The following is a 16,641-nucleotide window of genomic DNA, read 5'->3' as shown; positions in this document are numbered from 1 at the left end:
ACGCGGGTGGCGGCCACGCTCGACCACGAATCTACGAGTCGATGAGTGCGCTCAACAGTGGACGCGTTCGACAATGTCGAATGTTTCGGTGGCTGCTCGGTCACAGGTGTCGCTACCGTTCGCCGAATCACGAGCGGCTAGGTTCGTGACGTGCCGGGTCCCATCCAGTCCATCGAGCGCGCCGCCGCCGTGCTCCGCCTGCTGGCGCGCGGCTCCGGCCGCATGGGCGTCGGCGAGATCGCCGCGGCGCTCGGCCTGGCCAAGCCCACCGCGCACGGCATCCTGCGCACCCTGCAGGGCGTCGGTTTCGTGGACCAGGACCCGGCGACCGGCAGATACTTCCTGGGCGCGGCGCTGGGCCAGCTCGGCGGCGGCTACCTGGACGCGAACGAACTGCGCTCCCGCGCCATCAACTGGGCCGACGCGCTGGCGGCGCGCACCGGGGAGGCGGTGCGCATCGCCGCGCCCCAGCACGGCGAGGTGGTGGTCGTGCATCACGTCTTCCGCCCCGACAACACCGAACAGGCACTGGCCCTGGGGGAGTCGCTGCCCCCGCACGCCACCGCCCTGGGCAAAGTGCTGCTCGCCTACGACGCGGACCTGGCCGCCGCCCTGCACGGCGCGACGCTGACCGCGTCGACCTACCGCACCGTCACCGACCGCACCACGCTGAGCCGAGTCCTGTCCGAGGTGCGCCGCACCGGCTGGGCGGGTGAGATGGAGGAGTTCCGCACCGGCGAGGCGGGCATCGCCGCCCCCATCCGGTCCCGCGGCGGCCTGGTGGTCGGCGCGATCGGCATCTCCGGCCCCGTGGACCGGCTCTGCGACGCCCAGTCGCGCCCGCGCCGGACCCTGGTCGACCGCGTACGCGACGCGGCGCACGCGGTCTCACGGGATCTCGGTGCGGCGCAGTGATAGTCGAACGCAGCCTGGGGAGCCCGGAATGACGCAACGGTATGTGCTGGCCATCGACCAGGGCACCACGTCCACCAGGTGCATCCTGTTCGACCAGCGCGCCCGGCTGGCCGGAGTGGCCCAGCGCGAGCACCGGCAGCACTATCCGCGCCCCGGCTGGGTGGAGCAGGACGCCCAGGAGATCTGGCGCAATGTCGAGCGCATAGTGCCCGCCGCCCTGCGCAATTCGGGCATCGAGATGGACCAGGTGGCGGCCGTGGGCATCGCCAATCAGCGTGAGACCACCGTGGTGTGGGACCGCCACACCGGCGTACCCGTCGGCCGTGCCATCGTCTGGCAGGACGTGCGCACCGAGAACCTGGTGCGTGAGCTGTCCGAATCTGCTGCGGCACAGCGAGTCCGGGAACTCTGCGGCCTCCCGCTGGCAACCTATTTCGCCGCGCCCCGACTGCGATGGCTGCTGGATACGGTGCCCGGCCTGCGGGCCCGCGCCGACCGCGGCGAGGTGCTGTTCGGCACCATGGAAACCTGGCTCATCTGGAACCTGACCGGCGGCGTCGACGGTGGTGAGCACGTCACCGACGTCACGAACGCGGGCCGCACCCTGCTGATGAACATCGACACCCTGGGCTGGGATGACGAGCTGCTGCGGTGCTTCGACATTCCGAAGCGGATGCTCCCGCGCATCGAGCCCTCGACCGGATCGTTCGGCACGGCGCGAAAAGTGGTGCCGGGCACCCGAATCGCGGCGGCGCTCGGCGATCAGCACGCCGCGCTGTTCGGGCAGACCTGCTTCGCGCCGGGGGAGACCGAGTGCACCTACGGAACCGGCGGCTTCCTGCTGATGAACACCGGCCGGGAGCTGGTTCGCTCGCAGCACGGATTGCTCACGACCATCGGTTATCAGGTCGGCGAGGAGCCGGTGTACGCCCTGGAGGGCCCCATCGCCGTCACCGGCTCGCTCGTCCAGTGGGTGCGCGACAACATCGGCCTGATCGGTTCCGCCCCGGAGATCGAAACCCTCGCTCGCACAGTGGAAGACAACGGCGGGTGCTATCTGGTCCCGGCCTTCTCCGGCCTGTACGCGCCACATTGGCGCAGCGACGCACGCGGTCTGCTGATCGGTCTCACCTCCTATGTCACCAAGGGCCACATCGCCCGAGCGGTGCTGGAGGCGACCGCATGGCAGACCCGCGATGTGGTGGAGGCGATGAACGCGGATTCGGGTCTGCACGCCGAATCCCTGCGGGTGGCAGGCGGAATGACATCGGACAACCTGTTGATGCAGATCGTCGCCGACGTGCTCGATATCCCCGTGCAGCGGCCGATAGTCGCCGAGACCGTCTCGCTCGGCGCCGCCTATGCGGCCGGACTGGCGGTGGGGTATTGGCCGGATCTGGAGGGGTTGCGCGGTAATCGGCGGGTGGCCGCGCAGTGGGTCCCCACGATGGACGCCGGGGCGCGGGAGACCGAATACGAGAACTGGCGGCGCGCTGTCACGCTGACCTTCGGGTGGTTCCGGGGGTCCACACCGGCGGCGGCGCAGTCACCCCCGTAGGGCGAGACCCGGTCGGCCGCCGCGGCACCTCCGGCTACCGTCGTCTCATGCAACTGCACGTCGGATGCGCAATGTGGACCCACCCGGCCTGGCGCGACTACCAGCCCACCCCGTCGCGACGCCTCCACAGCTACGCGACCTGGTGCAACGCGGTCGAAGGCAACACCACCTTCTACGCCACCCCTGCCCGCTCGGCCGTGGAGCAGTGGGCCGAACAGACCGACCCCGACTTCCGCTTCGTCCTCAAACTCCCCAGAACCGTCACCCACGAACGCCGCCTGCGCGGAGCCGAGCAGGAACTGCACACCTTCCTGAACGCCGTGGAACCACTCGGTTCACGCCTGCACGCACTCTGGGTCCAACTTCCCGGCTCCTTCGGCCCGAACGACCTCCCCACCCTCACGCGATTCCTGCGCACCCTGCCCGGCCGCACGGCCGTCGAAGTCCGCCACCCGGCCTTCTTCGATGATGAACGAGCCGCCGACCAGCTGGAACGCGCGCTCGCCGGTGTCGGCGCCGAATGGATCCCCTTCGACACCACCGTGCTGTTCGACGGCCCCGCCAGCAGCGCCGCCGAGGTCGAAGCACGGTCGAAGAAGCCGAGGGTGCCGCGCAGGACCGAGGCCCTGACCGATCATCCGATCGTCCGCTACCACGGCCGCGACGATGTCGACCGCACCGTCGCCGGATGGCGGCCCTGGCTGGAGATCACCGCGGAGTGGCTACGCGAGGGGCGATCGCCCACCGTGTTCATCCACACTCCCGACAACGCGAGTTCGCTACCGCTCGCTCGCAGGTTCCACGACGAGGTGCGTGCCCGCGTACCGGAACTGGCGGCACTGCCGGAACCCGAACCGACGGAACCCATGACCCTGTTCTGAACCTCCCGACGCCGCGCTACTCGCGCTCCGCGTCGTCCGTCGCGACGAACCCCGGCACCCATTCGCGGACCAGGGCCAGGAACGGCCCCGTGGTGTCGAGTTGCGCGCAGATGCCCGCCACCCCGCCGAGCACCCGCCCGATCATCGGCATCTCGGGAAACTCCGGTGTCGCCTTGAAGGCCAGCGCGTTGTTGATCGACATATTGCGCACGTCCATGGAGCGCTGCGCCTGATCCTGGAGCACCTGCCGGGTCATGTGGAACTCCTCCTCGCGCAGCAGGACCACCAGCGGACCCAGGGTGCGTTGCAGCGGGCCGATATCGACGGTGGTGCCCTCCTTCACGAATCCGGAGCGGCGTACCACCTCGACCGCCTTGTCGAAGTCCTCCGCCAGCAGATAGCGCGCGGTCTCGCCGATGAAAGGCGGTAGCCCGTTGGGTGTTTCGGTGCACGCGCCGAAGTCGATGATGCCCAGCCGCCCGTCCTCGAGCAGCCGGAAGTTGCCCGGGTGCGGATCGCAGTGCAGGATGCCGAACCGTGCGGGCGACGATACCGCCAACTCCCACAGCAGGATTCCGGCGCGGTCGCGCTGTTCCCGATCGCCCCCGGTGATCACCTTGGACAGCGGCATCCCGTCCATCCACTCGGTGACCATGACCTTGGGCGCGGAGGCGACCACCTTGGGTACGAAGAACTTCGGATCGTCCGGCCCCAGCGCCTTGGCGAACCGCCGCTGATAGTCGCATTCGATGCGGTAGTCGAGCTCGTCGTGGGTGCGGTCGATGAATTCGTCGACCAGTTCCTTCACATCCGCCCCGGGCAGGATGAGGTTGAACACCGACGAGAACATCTTCAGCAGCGCCAGATCCGCCTTCAGCGACTCCTCGGCGTGCGGGTACTGCACCTTCACCGCGACATCGCGGCCATCGGACCACACCGCCCGGTGCACCTGTCCGATGCTGGCCGCCGCCACGGGTTTCGGATCGAAGGAGCGGAAGCGGTCGCGCCACCGGGTGCCCAGCTGCTGGGTCAGCATGCGGTAGGTGTCCGCCTCCGGCATGGGCGGCGCTTCGGCCTGGAGTTTGACCAGGGCCTCCCGATAGCGATCGGCGAACTGCGGCGGTACCGCGGCCTCCATGACCGACAGCGCCTGCCCGACCTTCATGGCCCCGCCCTTGAGTTCGCCGAGCACCGTGAACACCTGGTCGGCGGCCTCGGCGATGAGTTTCTCGTCGAGTTCGCCGCGCTCGGCCCCGGTGATGATCCGGGTACCGAGGGCCGCGGCGCGTTTGGCCATGATGCTCATCGGCAGGGCCGCCAGTCTGGCCCCGCGTGCGATCCCCTTGCGTCTGGTTCCGGCCACAGTCACGTCCTCACACCCACACCCGATCGTCTTGGTCGCCACTGTCCCAGACGGGTTCTGCGGCGTCAAGGCGAGGGTTGTGTAGGGTTCACGTGCGTGTCGCCGGGGAGACCGGTTCGATCGACGCCCGATAATGTGGGGCAATCTTCCGGCGACCGTAGTTATCGAGCTTTTCCGCACCACCGCTTTCCCGCTCCCGCCGCTCGTGCGCGCGGGGCGTTATGGCCACTGACCAGGCGTGTTACGGAGAGTGAGCGACAGATGAGTTCTTATACGAGCGCGGACGGCTTCCCCGATGTAGTCGTCACCAGCCTCGCGGCCACCACGTCCATCGCGGGTGATATCGATTCCACCTGGAAGGGACTGCTGAGCGGCGAGAGCGGAATCGATGTTCTCGACGATTCCTTCATCGACGATTTCGAGTTGCCGGTGCGCATCGGCGGCCACCTGAAGGTGTCTCCGGGCGCCTCCCTCACCCCGGGCGAGGTGCGGCGGCTGTCCTACGTCGAGCAGATGGCGACGGTCCTCGGCCGCGAGGTCTGGCGAAACGCCGGCAATCCCGAGGTGGACACCAACCGCCTCGGCGTCTCCATCGGCACCGGTCTCGGTGGCGCGGAGTCGCTGATCGTGGCCCGCGACAAGCTGTCCAAGGGCGGCTACCGCAAGGTGTCCCCGCTGACCGTGCAGTGCGTGATGCCCAATGGCCCCGCCGCCTGCGTCGGTCTGGAGTTGGGTGCGAAGGCCGGTGTGACGACCCCGGTTTCGGCCTGCTCCTCGGGGTCGGAGGCGATCGCCAATGCCTGGCGGATGATCGTCATGGGCGATGCCGACATGGTCGTCACCGGCGGCGTGGAGGGGTCCATCCAGGCCCTGCCCATCGCGGCCTTCACCATGATGCGGGCCATGAGCACCCGCAACGACGACCCGAAGTCGGCGTCGCGCCCGTTCGACGCGGATCGTGACGGTTTCGTCTTCGGCGAGGCCGGTGCGCTCATGGTGATCGAGACCGAGGAGCACGCCAAGGCGCGCGGTGCGACCATCCACGCCCGCCTCATGGGTGCCGGAATCACCTCGGACGGTTTCCATCTGGTGGCCCCCGATCCGGAGGGCACCGGCGCGGCGCGGGCCATGACCCGGGCGCTGGAGACCGCGGGCATCACGAAAACCGATGTCACGCATATCAATGCGCACGCCACCGCCACGCCCATCGGCGATACCGCCGAGTGCAACGCCATCCACAAGGCGATCGGCAACCACGCCTCGGTGTACGCGCCGAAATCCGCTTTGGGGCATTCCATCGGCGCGGTGGGCGCGCTGGAATCGGTCATCACCGTGATGAGCATTCGTGACGAGGTGATCCCACCCACGCTGAATTTGGACAATTTGGACCCGGAAATCGATCTCGACGTCGTGCACGGACAGGCCCGAACGGGACGAATCGACTACGCGGTCAACAACTCTTTCGGATTCGGCGGGCACAACGTCGCGCTGGCATTCGGCCGGTACTGAGTGTCGCCGATCACCACACCTGCTACTGTTTCCCAGCTTTGGTGTGTGTCGATCTTTGTTCGGTGTCACTGCACGATGGAGTGCGTTGAAAAAGGATAGGGAATGATCGGCGAGACCTTCGATGACTATCTGGACGAGCACGGCAATATCAAGATCACGGGCGACTGGACCCTGATCGACGTCGTCGACAAACACAGCGAGACGAATCAGGACGATCTCGCTTACCGCTATATCGACTATTCGCGGGAACGCGACGGCGAGTACCACGAGCTCACCTGGCGGCAGTTCGGCGTCCGGTTACGGGCCGTGGCGGCCCGGCTGCAACAGGTGACGCGGCCGGGCGACCGGGTGGCGATCCTGGCCCCGCAGGGCCTGGACTACATCGTCGGCATGTTCGCCGCGGTCTACGCCGGGAATATCGCCGTACCCCTGTTCGATCCGGATGAGCAGGGCCATTCGGATCGGCTGCACGCGGTGCTGGGCGACTGCGAGCCCACGGCCATCCTCACGGTCGGTTCGGCGGCGGCGGGCGTGCGGGAGCTGTTCCGCCACCTGCCCGCGCCGCAGCGGCCGCGCATCCTCGCCGTGGAGGCGATTCCGGACACCGTCGGCCAGACCTGGGTGCGCCCGGAACTCGACATCGACAGCGTCGCCTACCTGCAGTACACCTCCGGCTCCACCCGCACCCCCGCGGGCGTGGAGATCACCCACCGGGCGGTGGCGACGAACCTGCTGCAGATGATCGACGCCATCGGCATCACCGAGAACGCGCGCGGCGTCACCTGGCTGCCGCTGTTCCACGATATGGGGTTGCTGACGGTGATCCTGCCGACTATCGGCGGCAAGTTCATCACCATCATGTCGCCGAGCGCGTTCGTGCGCCGTCCGTACCGCTGGATCAAGGAGCTGGCGGCGCAGCAGGACGGAGCCGAGATCTTCGCGGCGGCACCGAATTTCGCCTACGAGCACGCCGCCCTGCGCGGTCTGCCCAAACCGGGCGAGGAGCTGGACCTGTCGAATGTGATCGGCCTGATCAACGGCAGCGAACCGGTGTCGGTGGCGTCGATGAAGAAGTTCAACGACGCCTTCGCGCCCTACGGGCTGCCCAGGACGGCCATCAAGCCCTGCTACGGCATGGCGGAGGCGACCCTGTTCGTCTCGGCCACCAAGCGCGAGGACGAGGCCCGCGTGGTCTACGTCGACCGCGGGGAGCTCAATGCCGGGCGCATGACGCCGGTCGAGCCGGACGCCGACAGCGCCGTGGCCCAGGTGTCCTGCGGCTATGTGGCGCTGTCGCAATGGGCCGTGATCGTGGACCCGGAGAACGGCAAGGAACGCCCCGACGGTGAGGTCGGCGAGATCTGGCTGCACGGCCAGAACATGGGCATCGGCTACTGGGGTCGGCCGGAGGAGTCGATCGCGACCTTCCACAACACCCTGACCGCCCGCCAGCCCATGGGCAGTCACGCCGAGGGCACCGCGCCGGGCGCGAAGTGGATGCGCACCGGGGATTTCGGCGCCTATCTCGACGGCGAGCTCTACATCACCGGCCGCGTCAAGGATCTGGTCATCGTGGACGGCCGCAACCACTATCCGCAGGATCTGGAGTACACCGCGCAGGAGGCCAGCACCGCGTTGCGGCCGGGCTTCGTCGCGGCCTTCTCGGTTCCGGCCGACCAGCTGCCGCCCGAGGTCGAATCCGGCCCCGGCGAATCCGGTGAGGTGCTCGTGGTGGTCGCCGAACGCGGTACGGGCGCGGCGAAATTGGATCCGCAGCCCATCGCCGAGGCGGTGCGCGCCGCGATCGCCAAGCGCCACGGCGTGACGGTGCGCGATCTGCTGCTGGTGCCCGCGGGCTCGATTCCCCGCACCTCCAGCGGCAAGATCGCGCGGCGGGCCTGCCGGGCGGCGTATGTGGAAGGCACGCTGCGCGGGGGATACCAGCAGAAGGATTTCCCCGACCAGGCGGACTGAGCGCGGATCGCCGTCGTGAGCAGAGGGGTGCGGGGTGACCCGCGCCCCTTTCTCGCGTGGCGGGTGCGCTATGCGGGGCGGGTGGCCCGGTAGTAGGTGACGCGTCCGAGGCGGCGGGTGACGGTGGAGCTGATCTCCTCGGCGTCGAATCCGGCCGTCCGCAGCAGGCGCGGAATGCCGTCGCCGAGATTGTCGGTGACGTGACCGCCCTTCAGCATGCGCCGGGCCATGAAACCGTCGGCGGTGGTCATGCGGCCGCCGACGTCGACGATGTGCAGCTGTCCGCCCGGTCGCAGGATGCGCAGTGCCTCGGCCGCCGCACCGGACTTCACGTCGGTGGGGAGGTGGTGCAGCATGAAGGCGGAGAGCATGTGGTCGACGCTGGCGTCCGGGAAGGGCAGGTCCTGGGCGTAGGCGTGCCGGAAGTCGATCCCGCTGCGGCCCTTGGCCTTCCGCTCGGCGCGGGCGAGCGCGAGGGGATCGGGATCGGTGCCGGTGATCTCGATGCCCGGGTGGGTGTCCTTGGCGAGAACGGTGAGATTGCCGGTGCCGCATCCGATTTCGACGACCTGCGCGCCCGGCCGCAGCCCGGCACGCGCGATCAGGGTGCGATGGACCGCAGGGACGCCGAGTGCCCGGGTCAGCAGATCGTAGAAGGGCAGCAGGCCGTTGCGCCCGGCGGCGGGCAGATAGTCCTGCCGGTTGCCCATCGCACGGACGATATCGGTATCCGAAGCGGGATTATTTTTCGTCATGCCTCCATGGTGTGGTCTCTATGCTCTGGTGAATTGGTCGATTCTCGGCAGTAATGGGACTATCTTTCGTTACATGTCCGAGCATGCGCTGCCGGTCCGCTACGCGGCGGGGGTGCCGGTGTACCGCTACTGGTCGGATCCGGCGATGCCCCCGCTGTCGGTCGCCCGCTTCACCCGGTCGACGCGCCCCACCCCCGGTCACGCCCACATCCACGAGTTCCCGGTGCTGCTCTACGTGATCCGCGACGGCGGCCTGCTGCGCGCCGCCGGTCGCCGGTTCGAGCTGCGCGCGGGCGATATCTTCGTGGTCGGCCTGGGTGAGGTGGTCGACACCACCGACACCCACACCTTCACCGACGCCCGCGGCCTCTTCTTCGATCCGGCGATCCTGGGCGGCGAGGGCCGCGCGCCCTGGCCCGCCTGGCGGGGACACCCGCTGCTCTACCCGTTCCTGCACGGCCGCCCCGGCGGCCTGCTGCGCCTGCGCCTCCCCGCGGACCGGCAGCCGACGTGGGAGCGCGCGATCGCCGCCATCGAGACGGAATTGTCCACCCGCCCAGCCGGTTACCGGCAGGCCGCCACCGCTCACCTGACCCTGCTGCTGGTGGACGTGGCGCGGCTGGCCGCCGATGTGGTGGGCGAGCTGCGCCGCAGCGGTGAGACCGTGCTGGCCGAGGTCTTCGACGTGATCGAGGAGCGCTTCGGCGAACCGCTGTCGCTGCGCGATGTGGCCCGCGTCGTCGGCATGACCCCCGCCTACCTCACCACGCTGGTCCGCCGCCGCACCGGACGCACCGTGCAGGACTGGATCACCGAGCGCCGGATGAGCGAGGCGCGCCGCCTGCTGTCCGACCCGGACTTGTCCGTCACCGAGGTGGCGCGCCGGGTCGGCATCGCCGATCCCGGCTACTTCACCCGCGTGTTCCGGCGCGAGAACGGCATGCCACCGCGGGCCTGGCGGGATCGGGTGGCCACCGCATGACGGTGGTCACCGTTACAGTGAGGCGATGGGCACCGAAGAGACCCGGCGGGGTGTGCGGCTGACCAACCTGGACGTCGCGCTCTTCGACGGCGCGGACGCGACCAAGCGGGACCTGATCGACTACCTCGAGGCCATGGCCGACCGGCTGATCCGGCAGCTGCACGACCGGCCGCTGTCGGTGGTCCGGGTGCGACCGGGGCAGGACCCGTTCATGCAGAAGAACCTGCCCAAGTACACGCCGGACTTCGTCAACCGGGTGACCCTGTGGGCCGACAGCGCCCATCGCGAGGTGACCTACGCGCTGTGCGACGACATCCGCACCCTGCTGTGGTTCGGCAACCAGCGGGCGGTGGAGTACCACCCCACCCTCGTCCCGGTGGACCACAGCCTGGGGCAGACGCATCTGATCCTCGATCTGGATCCTCCGGCGGGCGAGGATTTCGCGGTGGTGGTGCGGGCCGCCGAACTCGTGCGCGCCGCCCTCGCCGCCGACGGGCTCGCGGGGGCCGTGAAGACCAGCGGCTCCAAGGGGGTGCACATCTTCGTCCCGATCGAGCCGGGGTTGCCCATCGAGGACGCCGCCGCGGTCACCCGGGCCATCGCCGCCCGTGCCGAACGGCTCGATCCGGCGCTGGCCACCACCGCCTTCATTCGAGAAGACCGGGGCGGCAAGGTATTCCTGGACTCCACCCGGGCGGCCGGTGCCACGGTCGTCTCCACCTACAGCCCCCGCATCCGTCCGGGCACGACGGTGTCCTTCCCGGTGGACTGGGCCGATCTCGGCAGTGTCCATCCGCGCGACTTCACCATCCACACCGTGCCGAAGACCCTCGGCGACCGCGACCCGTGGGCCGAGAACATGCCCGCGCCGCAACGGATTCCGGCCGATCTGCTCGAGGAGGGGCACACCATTCCGGTGGCACGGGTGCAGGCCATGCACGAGGGCAAGCGTCGGGCTCGGGCGAAGCGGGAGAGTTAGCCGCGGTCAGAGCCGGTGCGCCGCCGCCTCTTCCGCCTCGGCCAGCAGGTCGGTGATTCGCGCGGCGGGCATCGGATGGTGGAAGTACCACCCCTGCGCCGTATCGCATCCCAGCGCGTGCAGCTGGTCGGCCTGATGTCGTGTCTCCACGCACTCGGCCGTGACGGTGTACCCGAGATCGTGCGCCAGCGCGATGATCGTCTCGAGGATGCGCAGATCCGCCGCCTCCATGGCATCGGGGGTGCGCAGGTGCCGCACGAACGGGCCCGCCAGTTTGACCGTGTGCAGCGGCAGCCGCCCGAGGTAGGCCAGATTCGAGTAGCCGGTGCCGAAATCGTCGACGGCGATGCGGACCCCGGATTCGGCCAGCGTGCGCAGCGCGTGCAGCGGCCGCCCGGTGGTGGCCATGAAGGCGCGTTCGGTCAGTTCCAGTTGCAGCTGTTCGGGTTTCAGTCCGCTGTCCGCGATGGCCTGCTGCACCAGGTCCAGCCAGGCGGGATCGGAGACCTCGGTGGCCGAGACGTTCACGCTCACCAGCGGCGTGAGCGCCGGGTAGCGCTCGCTCCACGCCCGGCTGTCCGCGATGGCCAGATTCAGCACCAGCGAGCCCAGCGCGCCGATATGGCCGTTGTCCTCGGCCAGGTCCACGAAGCGGGCGGGTGGCAGGATGCCGAGTTCGGGATGCCGCCAGCGGGCCAGCGCCTCCACCGCCACCATGCCCGACCCGTCCAGTGCCACGATGGGCTGGTAGTCGAGGAAGAACTCCCCGCGCGCCAGGGCGTCGGGCATGGCGGCGGTGAGTTCCACGCGGGTGTGCTCGCGGTGGCTGCGGGCGGCGTCGAAGATCTCGTAGCGGCCGCGCCCGGCGGCCTTGGCCCAGTACATGCTGGAGTCGGCCGAGCGCAGCAGTTCCTCGGCGGTGGTGTGTCCGGCGCGGTCCTCCATGACGCCGACGCTGGCGGTGACCGACAGCCGGTAGCCGTGCACGTGGAAGGGACGGGAGAAGGCGTCCAGCACGCAGCGGGCCAGGCTTGCCACCTCGTCCGCGCCGCCGCTGTGCGGCACCAGGATGACGAATTCGTCGCCGCCCATCCGGGCCACCAGCTGTCCGGGCCCGGTGGCGCAGGTGGTGAGGCGAGTGGCGGCCTGGGCGAGCAGTTCGTCGCCCACCGCGTGGCCGAAGGTGTCGTTGACGGTCTTGAAGTGGTCGAGGTCGACGTAGCAGAGCCCGACGCGCACGCCTGGGTCGGCGAAGACGGTGGTCAGGGCGTCGAAGAAGCGGGTGCGGTTGGCCAGTCCGGTGAGCTGGTCGTGATTGGCGCGGTAGTGCAGCCGCTCGCGCAACGCCCGCCGCTCGGAGATGTCCTCCACCAGAATGAGGGTGTACTGCGGTTCGCCGCGCTCGTCGCGGATGAGCGAGACATTGATATTGGTCCAGACCCCGTGCCCGTCCTTGTGCGGATAGCACTTCTCCAGCTGCACATTGTCCAGATCGCCGCGCAGCACCCCCGAGTACAGCTGCCACATGCCGGGATCGTCGCTGGGGTGACCCAGATCGGTGACGGACAGGCGCAGCATCTCGGCGGGGGTGTAGCCGAGCATCTGCGCGAACGCGGTGTTGACCTCGATGATGCGGCCGGTCATATCGGAGAGTCCGGTGCCGATTCCGGCCTGTGCGAAGACCGCCCGGAAGCGGGCCTCGCTCTCGCGTAATCGTTGTTCGACGAGTCGGCGCGCGGTGATGTCGGCGACGCGCACGCTCTCCTGTTCGGCCAGCAGCCAGGCGCGGAAGGCGCGCACGTAGCCGGTGGTGAAGGCGGCCAGCAGCATGGCCACCCGGTCGGCGGGGACGTCGTCGGCGATCTCGGCGAAGTACTCCTCGAGCACGGCGACACTGCGCCCGAGCACCTCGTCGCCCACGAAGTGGGCCCGCGCCAGTTCCGCGCCCAGTTCCGCGATCCGCCGATCCGATGCCGGATCCCGCGCGGCGGCGTCGAGTTCGCGGGCGAATCGGGTGAGCAGCGTCCGGGTCTCGGCACGACTCATCGGCACCACGTGATCGCGCGTGCCACGGGTGAGTGCGGCGACCCACTGCTCGACGAGGTCGGCGTGTGGGCCGCCCGAGTACCGCTCACCCCCGGCTTCCCACGCCATGGGGATCGATCGTAGCCCTACCCTCGTACGGCGGCGAATCACCTCCCGCTGGGATACCATTGCGGCGCTTGATTGTTCGTGGCGAATCACAACCGTTCCGGGTGAATGGTGTGAACGAGGCGAACGATGTGTTTACTTTTTCGCTGTCAGAAGGGTTCGCGATGACCAGGCCGAGTTGGGCTCCCGAGGGGATCGATCTGGATCGTCCCAGTGCCTCCCGCGTATACGACTACTTCGTCGGCGGCATGCACAATTTCGAGATCGATCGCGAATTGGCGCGCCAGATCGAGGCATTCACTCCCAATATCGCCGAAACCATGCGTGCGAACCGGGATCTGCTGCGCCGCCTGGTGCGTTTCCTGGTGGACGAGGGCATCACCCAATTCCTGGATCTGGGTTCGGGAATTCCCACCGTCGGAAATGTGCACGAGGTCGCCCAGGCCCGCAATCCCGAGGCGCGCGTGGTGTACGTGGATATCGATCCGGTCGCGGTGGCGCACAGTATCGCGATTCTGGACGGCAATCCGAATGCCGGGATCATTCAGGCCGATGTCGCCGATCCGGAGCGCATCCTGACCGATCCGGTGGTCGGCGAACTCATCGACTTCTCGAAGCCGGTGGCGGTGCTGCTGCTCGGCGTGCTGCATTTCGTCCCGGACGAGGCGGATCCCGCCGGTGCCGTCGCGCGCCTGCTGAAGCCGTGTGTCCCCGGCAGCTACGTGGCCATCACCCACGCCACCGCCGACGGGCAGCCGGCGGAGGTGCTGGAGGGGCAGAAGCTGTCCGGTCGCACCTCCACCGAGATCTCGCTGCGCACCCGCGACGAGATCGTCACCTACTTCGGCGACTGGACGCAGATCGAGCCCGGGCTGGTGCACCTGCCGCTGTGGCGGCCGGAGAATCCGGCCGATGTCGGTGCGGAGCCGTGGCGCTCCGGCGCCTACGGCGGCGTCGCCCGCAAGGACGGCTGAGCCGAACCCGTCGCGTCGTCCGTCCGCCGGGGCCGGGTGGTCCACAGGCGGACGGCGCGCGCGGTGATGACGGTGACCCCGGCGACCACCGCGACGGCCAGGAAGACCAGCACGGCCGGGAACACGTAGAGCACGTGCTGGAAGCCGCCCACCCGTCCGGCGAAGACGAAACTGCCCAGTCCGGGCAGGAAGGCCAGTACGGGCACGGCCGTCAGATACGGCAGCTGCCGCAGCACGATGAGCCAACCGGGCAGGGACATCTCGCGCTGCCGGTGCGCCCAGCGGCGCGAGCGCGCGACCGCGATACCCGCCAGCACCGCCACGGCGAGGGTGGCCGCCGCGAGTCCCCAGTCGGCGTAGATTCCGGCCGGTCGCCGCACCGTCGGTTGGTCGCCCCGGGCGATGTCGACCAGTCCGTCGGCGATGATCGACGGGTCCGACTCCAGCGCCATCCCCATATCGGTCAGCACCACGATGCCGTACCCGGTCTTGGGCAGCAGCACCTGCTCGGCGGTGTAGGTGAACCAGGACCCGGTGTGGTGCAGCCGTCCGGGTTCGGTGTCGTCGACCTGCCAGCCCATGGCGTAGTGGGAGCCGCGCGGCGGGGTGTGCATGAGGTCGACGGCGGCGGGGGAGACCAGTTGCTGTCCACCGGCCCCGCGGCCGCCGTTGTTCTGCATGATGAGCCACTGCGCCAGATCCGCCGCGGTGGTGACGATGCCGTGGCTGCCGCCCACGAACCAGTCGATCTCGGGGACCGCGATCGCCTTCCCGTACAGGCGGATGTGGCCGCGCGGCAGGTCGGCGTCCCGCGGTCGGTTCACGGTGGTGCTCGCGTCCATGCCCAGCGGCCCGAAGACCCGCTCGCGCAGGTATTCCGCGTACGGCTGGCCGCTCACCATCTCCACCAGGCGCGCCGCGACCTGGTAGTTCGGATTGTGATAGTGGTAGTCGGTGCCGGGTTCGTCGGCCAGCGCCGCGCCGTGCAGCCGATCGACCGCCTCGGCGAGGGAATGCGCCTGGGGCCGTTTGAGATCCGGGAAGGCGCGGTCGGACATGCCCGAGGTCTGGTTCAGCAGCTGCCGCACCGTGATCGCCTCGGCGCGCGGATCGGCCATGCCGAACTCGGGCAGATACCGCCGCACGGGTGCGTCCAGATCCACCCGGCCCGCCTCGACGAGCTGCATGACGGCCAGCGCCGCAAAGGATTTGCTCAGCGAGGCCACCGGCATCGGGGTGTCGGCGGTGATGGCCGCGCCGGTGGAGTCGCGGCCGTAGCCCGCCACGTGCACCACCCGGTCGCCGTGGGTGAGGGCGATCGCCGCGCCCGGTAGTCCGGTGCGCGCCAGATAGTCCGTCAGGAACCGGTCGACCTCGGCCGGATCGACCTCCCCGGTCTGTGCCGACGCCACCGCGACCGTCGGCGGCAGGGCCGGCAACAGCAGCATCGCGATCACGGCGAGGACCGCCGAACCCGAGATCCGCACCGTGTCCGCGAGTTTCCGCATACCTTCTCCCGATCTCAGCGCAGCGCTGGGATCACCTCGCGCTCGAACAACTCCATTCCGGAGGTGTCGTAGGCCGCCTCCGGGAAATTGAGAATGGCATATCCGAGGCCGAGTCCGCGTACGCGGGACAGATTTTCGACGACCTGTTCCGGGGTGCCGACGGCGGCGGTGCCCCGCAACATATCGTTGACCTGCTGCTGCGCATTGTCTGCCCCCACAAATGGGGTCAGGCGCGCGGCGAGCGCCGCCAGCCGGTCCTCCACTTCCGCCTCGGTCGCGCCGATGGCCACATTGAAATTCGAGGAGCGGGTGATGGCGTCGAAATCGGTGCCCACCTCGGCGCAGTGGCCGCGCAGCAGTTCGGACTTGCGGGCGAATTGCTCCGGCTCGCCCGCGAAATTGGTGTATTGCGCGTACTGGGCGGCGATGCGCAGCGTCACCTTTTCGCCGCCGCCCGCGATCCACAGCGGAATACCGCCCTCCTGGATCGGCAGCGGCCGCACGATCGCGCCGTTCACCTGGTAGTACTTGCCGTCCAGGGTGGCCGCGCCGGTGCTCCACGCCTGCCGGAAGATCTCCACGCCCTCGCGCAGGCGGCCCAGGCGCTCACCGGCGGGTGGGAAGCCGTACCCGTAGGCGCGCCACTCGTGTTCGTACCAGCCCGCGCCGATGCCCATCTCCACCCGGCCCGCCGACACATGGTCGACGGTGGCGGCGACCTTCGCCAGGTAGGCCGGATTGCGGTAGGCCATGGCTGTGCACATCTGGCCCAGGCGCACCCGCTCGGTGCTCGCGGCGAAGGCCGACATGAGCGTCCACGCCTCGTGGGTGGCCTCCTCGGTGGGCACCGGCACGGTGTGGAAGTGGTCGTAGACCCAGATCGACTCCCAATCCGGGTTGGCGTCCGCGCGTCGCGCGAGATCGCGCATGACCGCCCACTGTTCGGCCGGGTCGATTCCGACCAGGTCGAGCCGCCAGCCCTGCGGGACGAAGATGCCGAAGCGCACGGATATCTCCTTCATGTGTGATCCGCTGTCGTTCCAGTCTGCCGTTCCGACGCTACAAGGCCGGAGCTCCGATCTCCGTTGCATA

13 protein-coding genes are annotated in these 16,641 nt (G+C 69.0%); 8 read left to right on the top strand and 5 right to left on the bottom strand.

Annotated elements, in window-relative coordinates:
* Positions 1-150 precede the first annotated feature (150 nt).
* The 3 genes from FOH10_RS24570 to FOH10_RS24560 are packed head-to-tail and all read left to right on the top strand — an operon-like array spanning position 151 to position 3,354.
* The gene (locus FOH10_RS24570) at positions 151-915 is read left to right on the top strand and encodes an IclR family transcriptional regulator (RefSeq protein ID WP_039810839.1); all 765 of its coding nucleotides are present in this window, start codon (positions 151-153) and stop codon (positions 913-915) included.
* Positions 916-943: 28 nt separating this feature from the next.
* A complete protein-coding gene (glpK, locus tag FOH10_RS24565) occupies positions 944-2,473 on the top strand; it encodes a glycerol kinase GlpK (RefSeq protein WP_143982507.1) in 1,530 nt (509 codons plus the stop codon).
* Positions 2,474-2,520: 47 nt separating this feature from the next.
* Positions 2,521-3,354, top strand: coding sequence for a DUF72 domain-containing protein (locus FOH10_RS24560; RefSeq protein WP_143982506.1), 834 nt, complete (start codon positions 2,521-2,523; stop codon positions 3,352-3,354).
* A gap of 16 nt (positions 3,355-3,370) precedes the next feature.
* On the opposite strand, the gene FOH10_RS24555 is transcribed toward FOH10_RS24560, so the two are convergent.
* Positions 3,371-4,717, bottom strand: a complete 1,347-nt coding sequence (locus FOH10_RS24555) for an ABC1 kinase family protein (protein WP_244961363.1) — start codon at positions 4,715-4,717, stop codon at positions 3,371-3,373.
* 261 nt (positions 4,718-4,978) lie between these two features.
* On the opposite strand from FOH10_RS24555, the gene FOH10_RS24550 reads away from it, so the two are divergent.
* Both FOH10_RS24550 and fadD32 read left to right on the top strand, forming a co-directional pair.
* Positions 4,979-6,226 carry a KasA/KasB family beta-ketoacyl-ACP synthase gene (locus tag FOH10_RS24550; RefSeq protein WP_143982505.1) on the top strand — a complete coding sequence of 416 codons (1,248 nt, stop codon included), beginning with the start codon at positions 4,979-4,981 and terminating at the stop codon, positions 6,224-6,226.
* A gap of 102 nt (positions 6,227-6,328) precedes the next feature.
* Positions 6,329-8,200, top strand: a complete 1,872-nt coding sequence (gene fadD32 / locus FOH10_RS24545) for a long-chain-fatty-acid--AMP ligase FadD32 (RefSeq protein WP_221937866.1) — start codon at positions 6,329-6,331, stop codon at positions 8,198-8,200.
* A gap of 68 nt (positions 8,201-8,268) precedes the next feature.
* On the opposite strand, the gene FOH10_RS24540 is transcribed toward fadD32, so the two are convergent.
* The gene (locus tag FOH10_RS24540) at positions 8,269-8,955 is read right to left on the bottom strand and encodes a class I SAM-dependent methyltransferase (protein ID WP_143982504.1); all 687 of its coding nucleotides are present in this window, start codon (positions 8,953-8,955) and stop codon (positions 8,269-8,271) included.
* 73 nt (positions 8,956-9,028) lie between these two features.
* Here FOH10_RS24540 and FOH10_RS24535 point away from each other — a divergent pair, with 73 nt between their 5' ends.
* On the top strand, positions 9,029-9,937 hold the full coding sequence (locus tag FOH10_RS24535) for a helix-turn-helix transcriptional regulator (RefSeq protein ID WP_143982503.1): 909 nt from the start codon (positions 9,029-9,031) through the stop codon (positions 9,935-9,937).
* A gap of 25 nt (positions 9,938-9,962) precedes the next feature.
* Positions 9,963-10,916 carry a DNA polymerase domain-containing protein gene (locus FOH10_RS24530; protein ID WP_029926596.1) on the top strand — a complete coding sequence of 318 codons (954 nt, stop codon included), beginning with the start codon at positions 9,963-9,965 and terminating at the stop codon, positions 10,914-10,916.
* A gap of 6 nt (positions 10,917-10,922) precedes the next feature.
* Here FOH10_RS24530 and FOH10_RS24525 read toward each other — a convergent pair whose 3' ends face one another.
* On the bottom strand, positions 10,923-13,070 hold the full coding sequence (locus FOH10_RS24525) for a putative bifunctional diguanylate cyclase/phosphodiesterase (protein ID WP_143982502.1): 2,148 nt from the start codon (positions 13,068-13,070) through the stop codon (positions 10,923-10,925).
* Positions 13,071-13,231: 161 nt separating this feature from the next.
* On the opposite strand from FOH10_RS24525, the gene FOH10_RS24520 reads away from it, so the two are divergent.
* Positions 13,232-14,041: an SAM-dependent methyltransferase gene (locus FOH10_RS24520; RefSeq protein ID WP_029926598.1), complete on the top strand. Its 810-nt coding sequence runs from the start codon at positions 13,232-13,234 to the stop codon at positions 14,039-14,041.
* Here FOH10_RS24520 and FOH10_RS24515 read toward each other — a convergent pair.
* Together FOH10_RS24515 and FOH10_RS24510 are read right to left on the bottom strand one after the other, a co-directional pair.
* Positions 14,011-15,549, bottom strand: a complete 1,539-nt coding sequence (locus tag FOH10_RS24515) for a serine hydrolase domain-containing protein (protein ID WP_221937865.1) — start codon at positions 15,547-15,549, stop codon at positions 14,011-14,013. The two genes, FOH10_RS24520 and FOH10_RS24515, sit on opposite strands and share 31 nt — an antisense overlap.
* Before the next feature lie 14 nt (positions 15,550-15,563).
* Positions 15,564-16,556: an LLM class F420-dependent oxidoreductase gene (locus tag FOH10_RS24510; RefSeq protein WP_143984300.1), complete on the bottom strand. Its 993-nt coding sequence runs from the start codon at positions 16,554-16,556 to the stop codon at positions 15,564-15,566.
* Positions 16,557-16,641 lie beyond the last annotated feature (85 nt).

It is taken from the genome of Nocardia otitidiscaviarum (assembly GCF_007362295.1).
GTDB classification, from domain to species: domain Bacteria; phylum Actinomycetota; class Actinomycetes; order Mycobacteriales; family Mycobacteriaceae; genus Nocardia; species Nocardia otitidiscaviarum.
The sequence above is the reverse complement of the archived record's forward strand: the minus strand, read 5'-3'. Positions and strand labels throughout refer to the sequence as shown.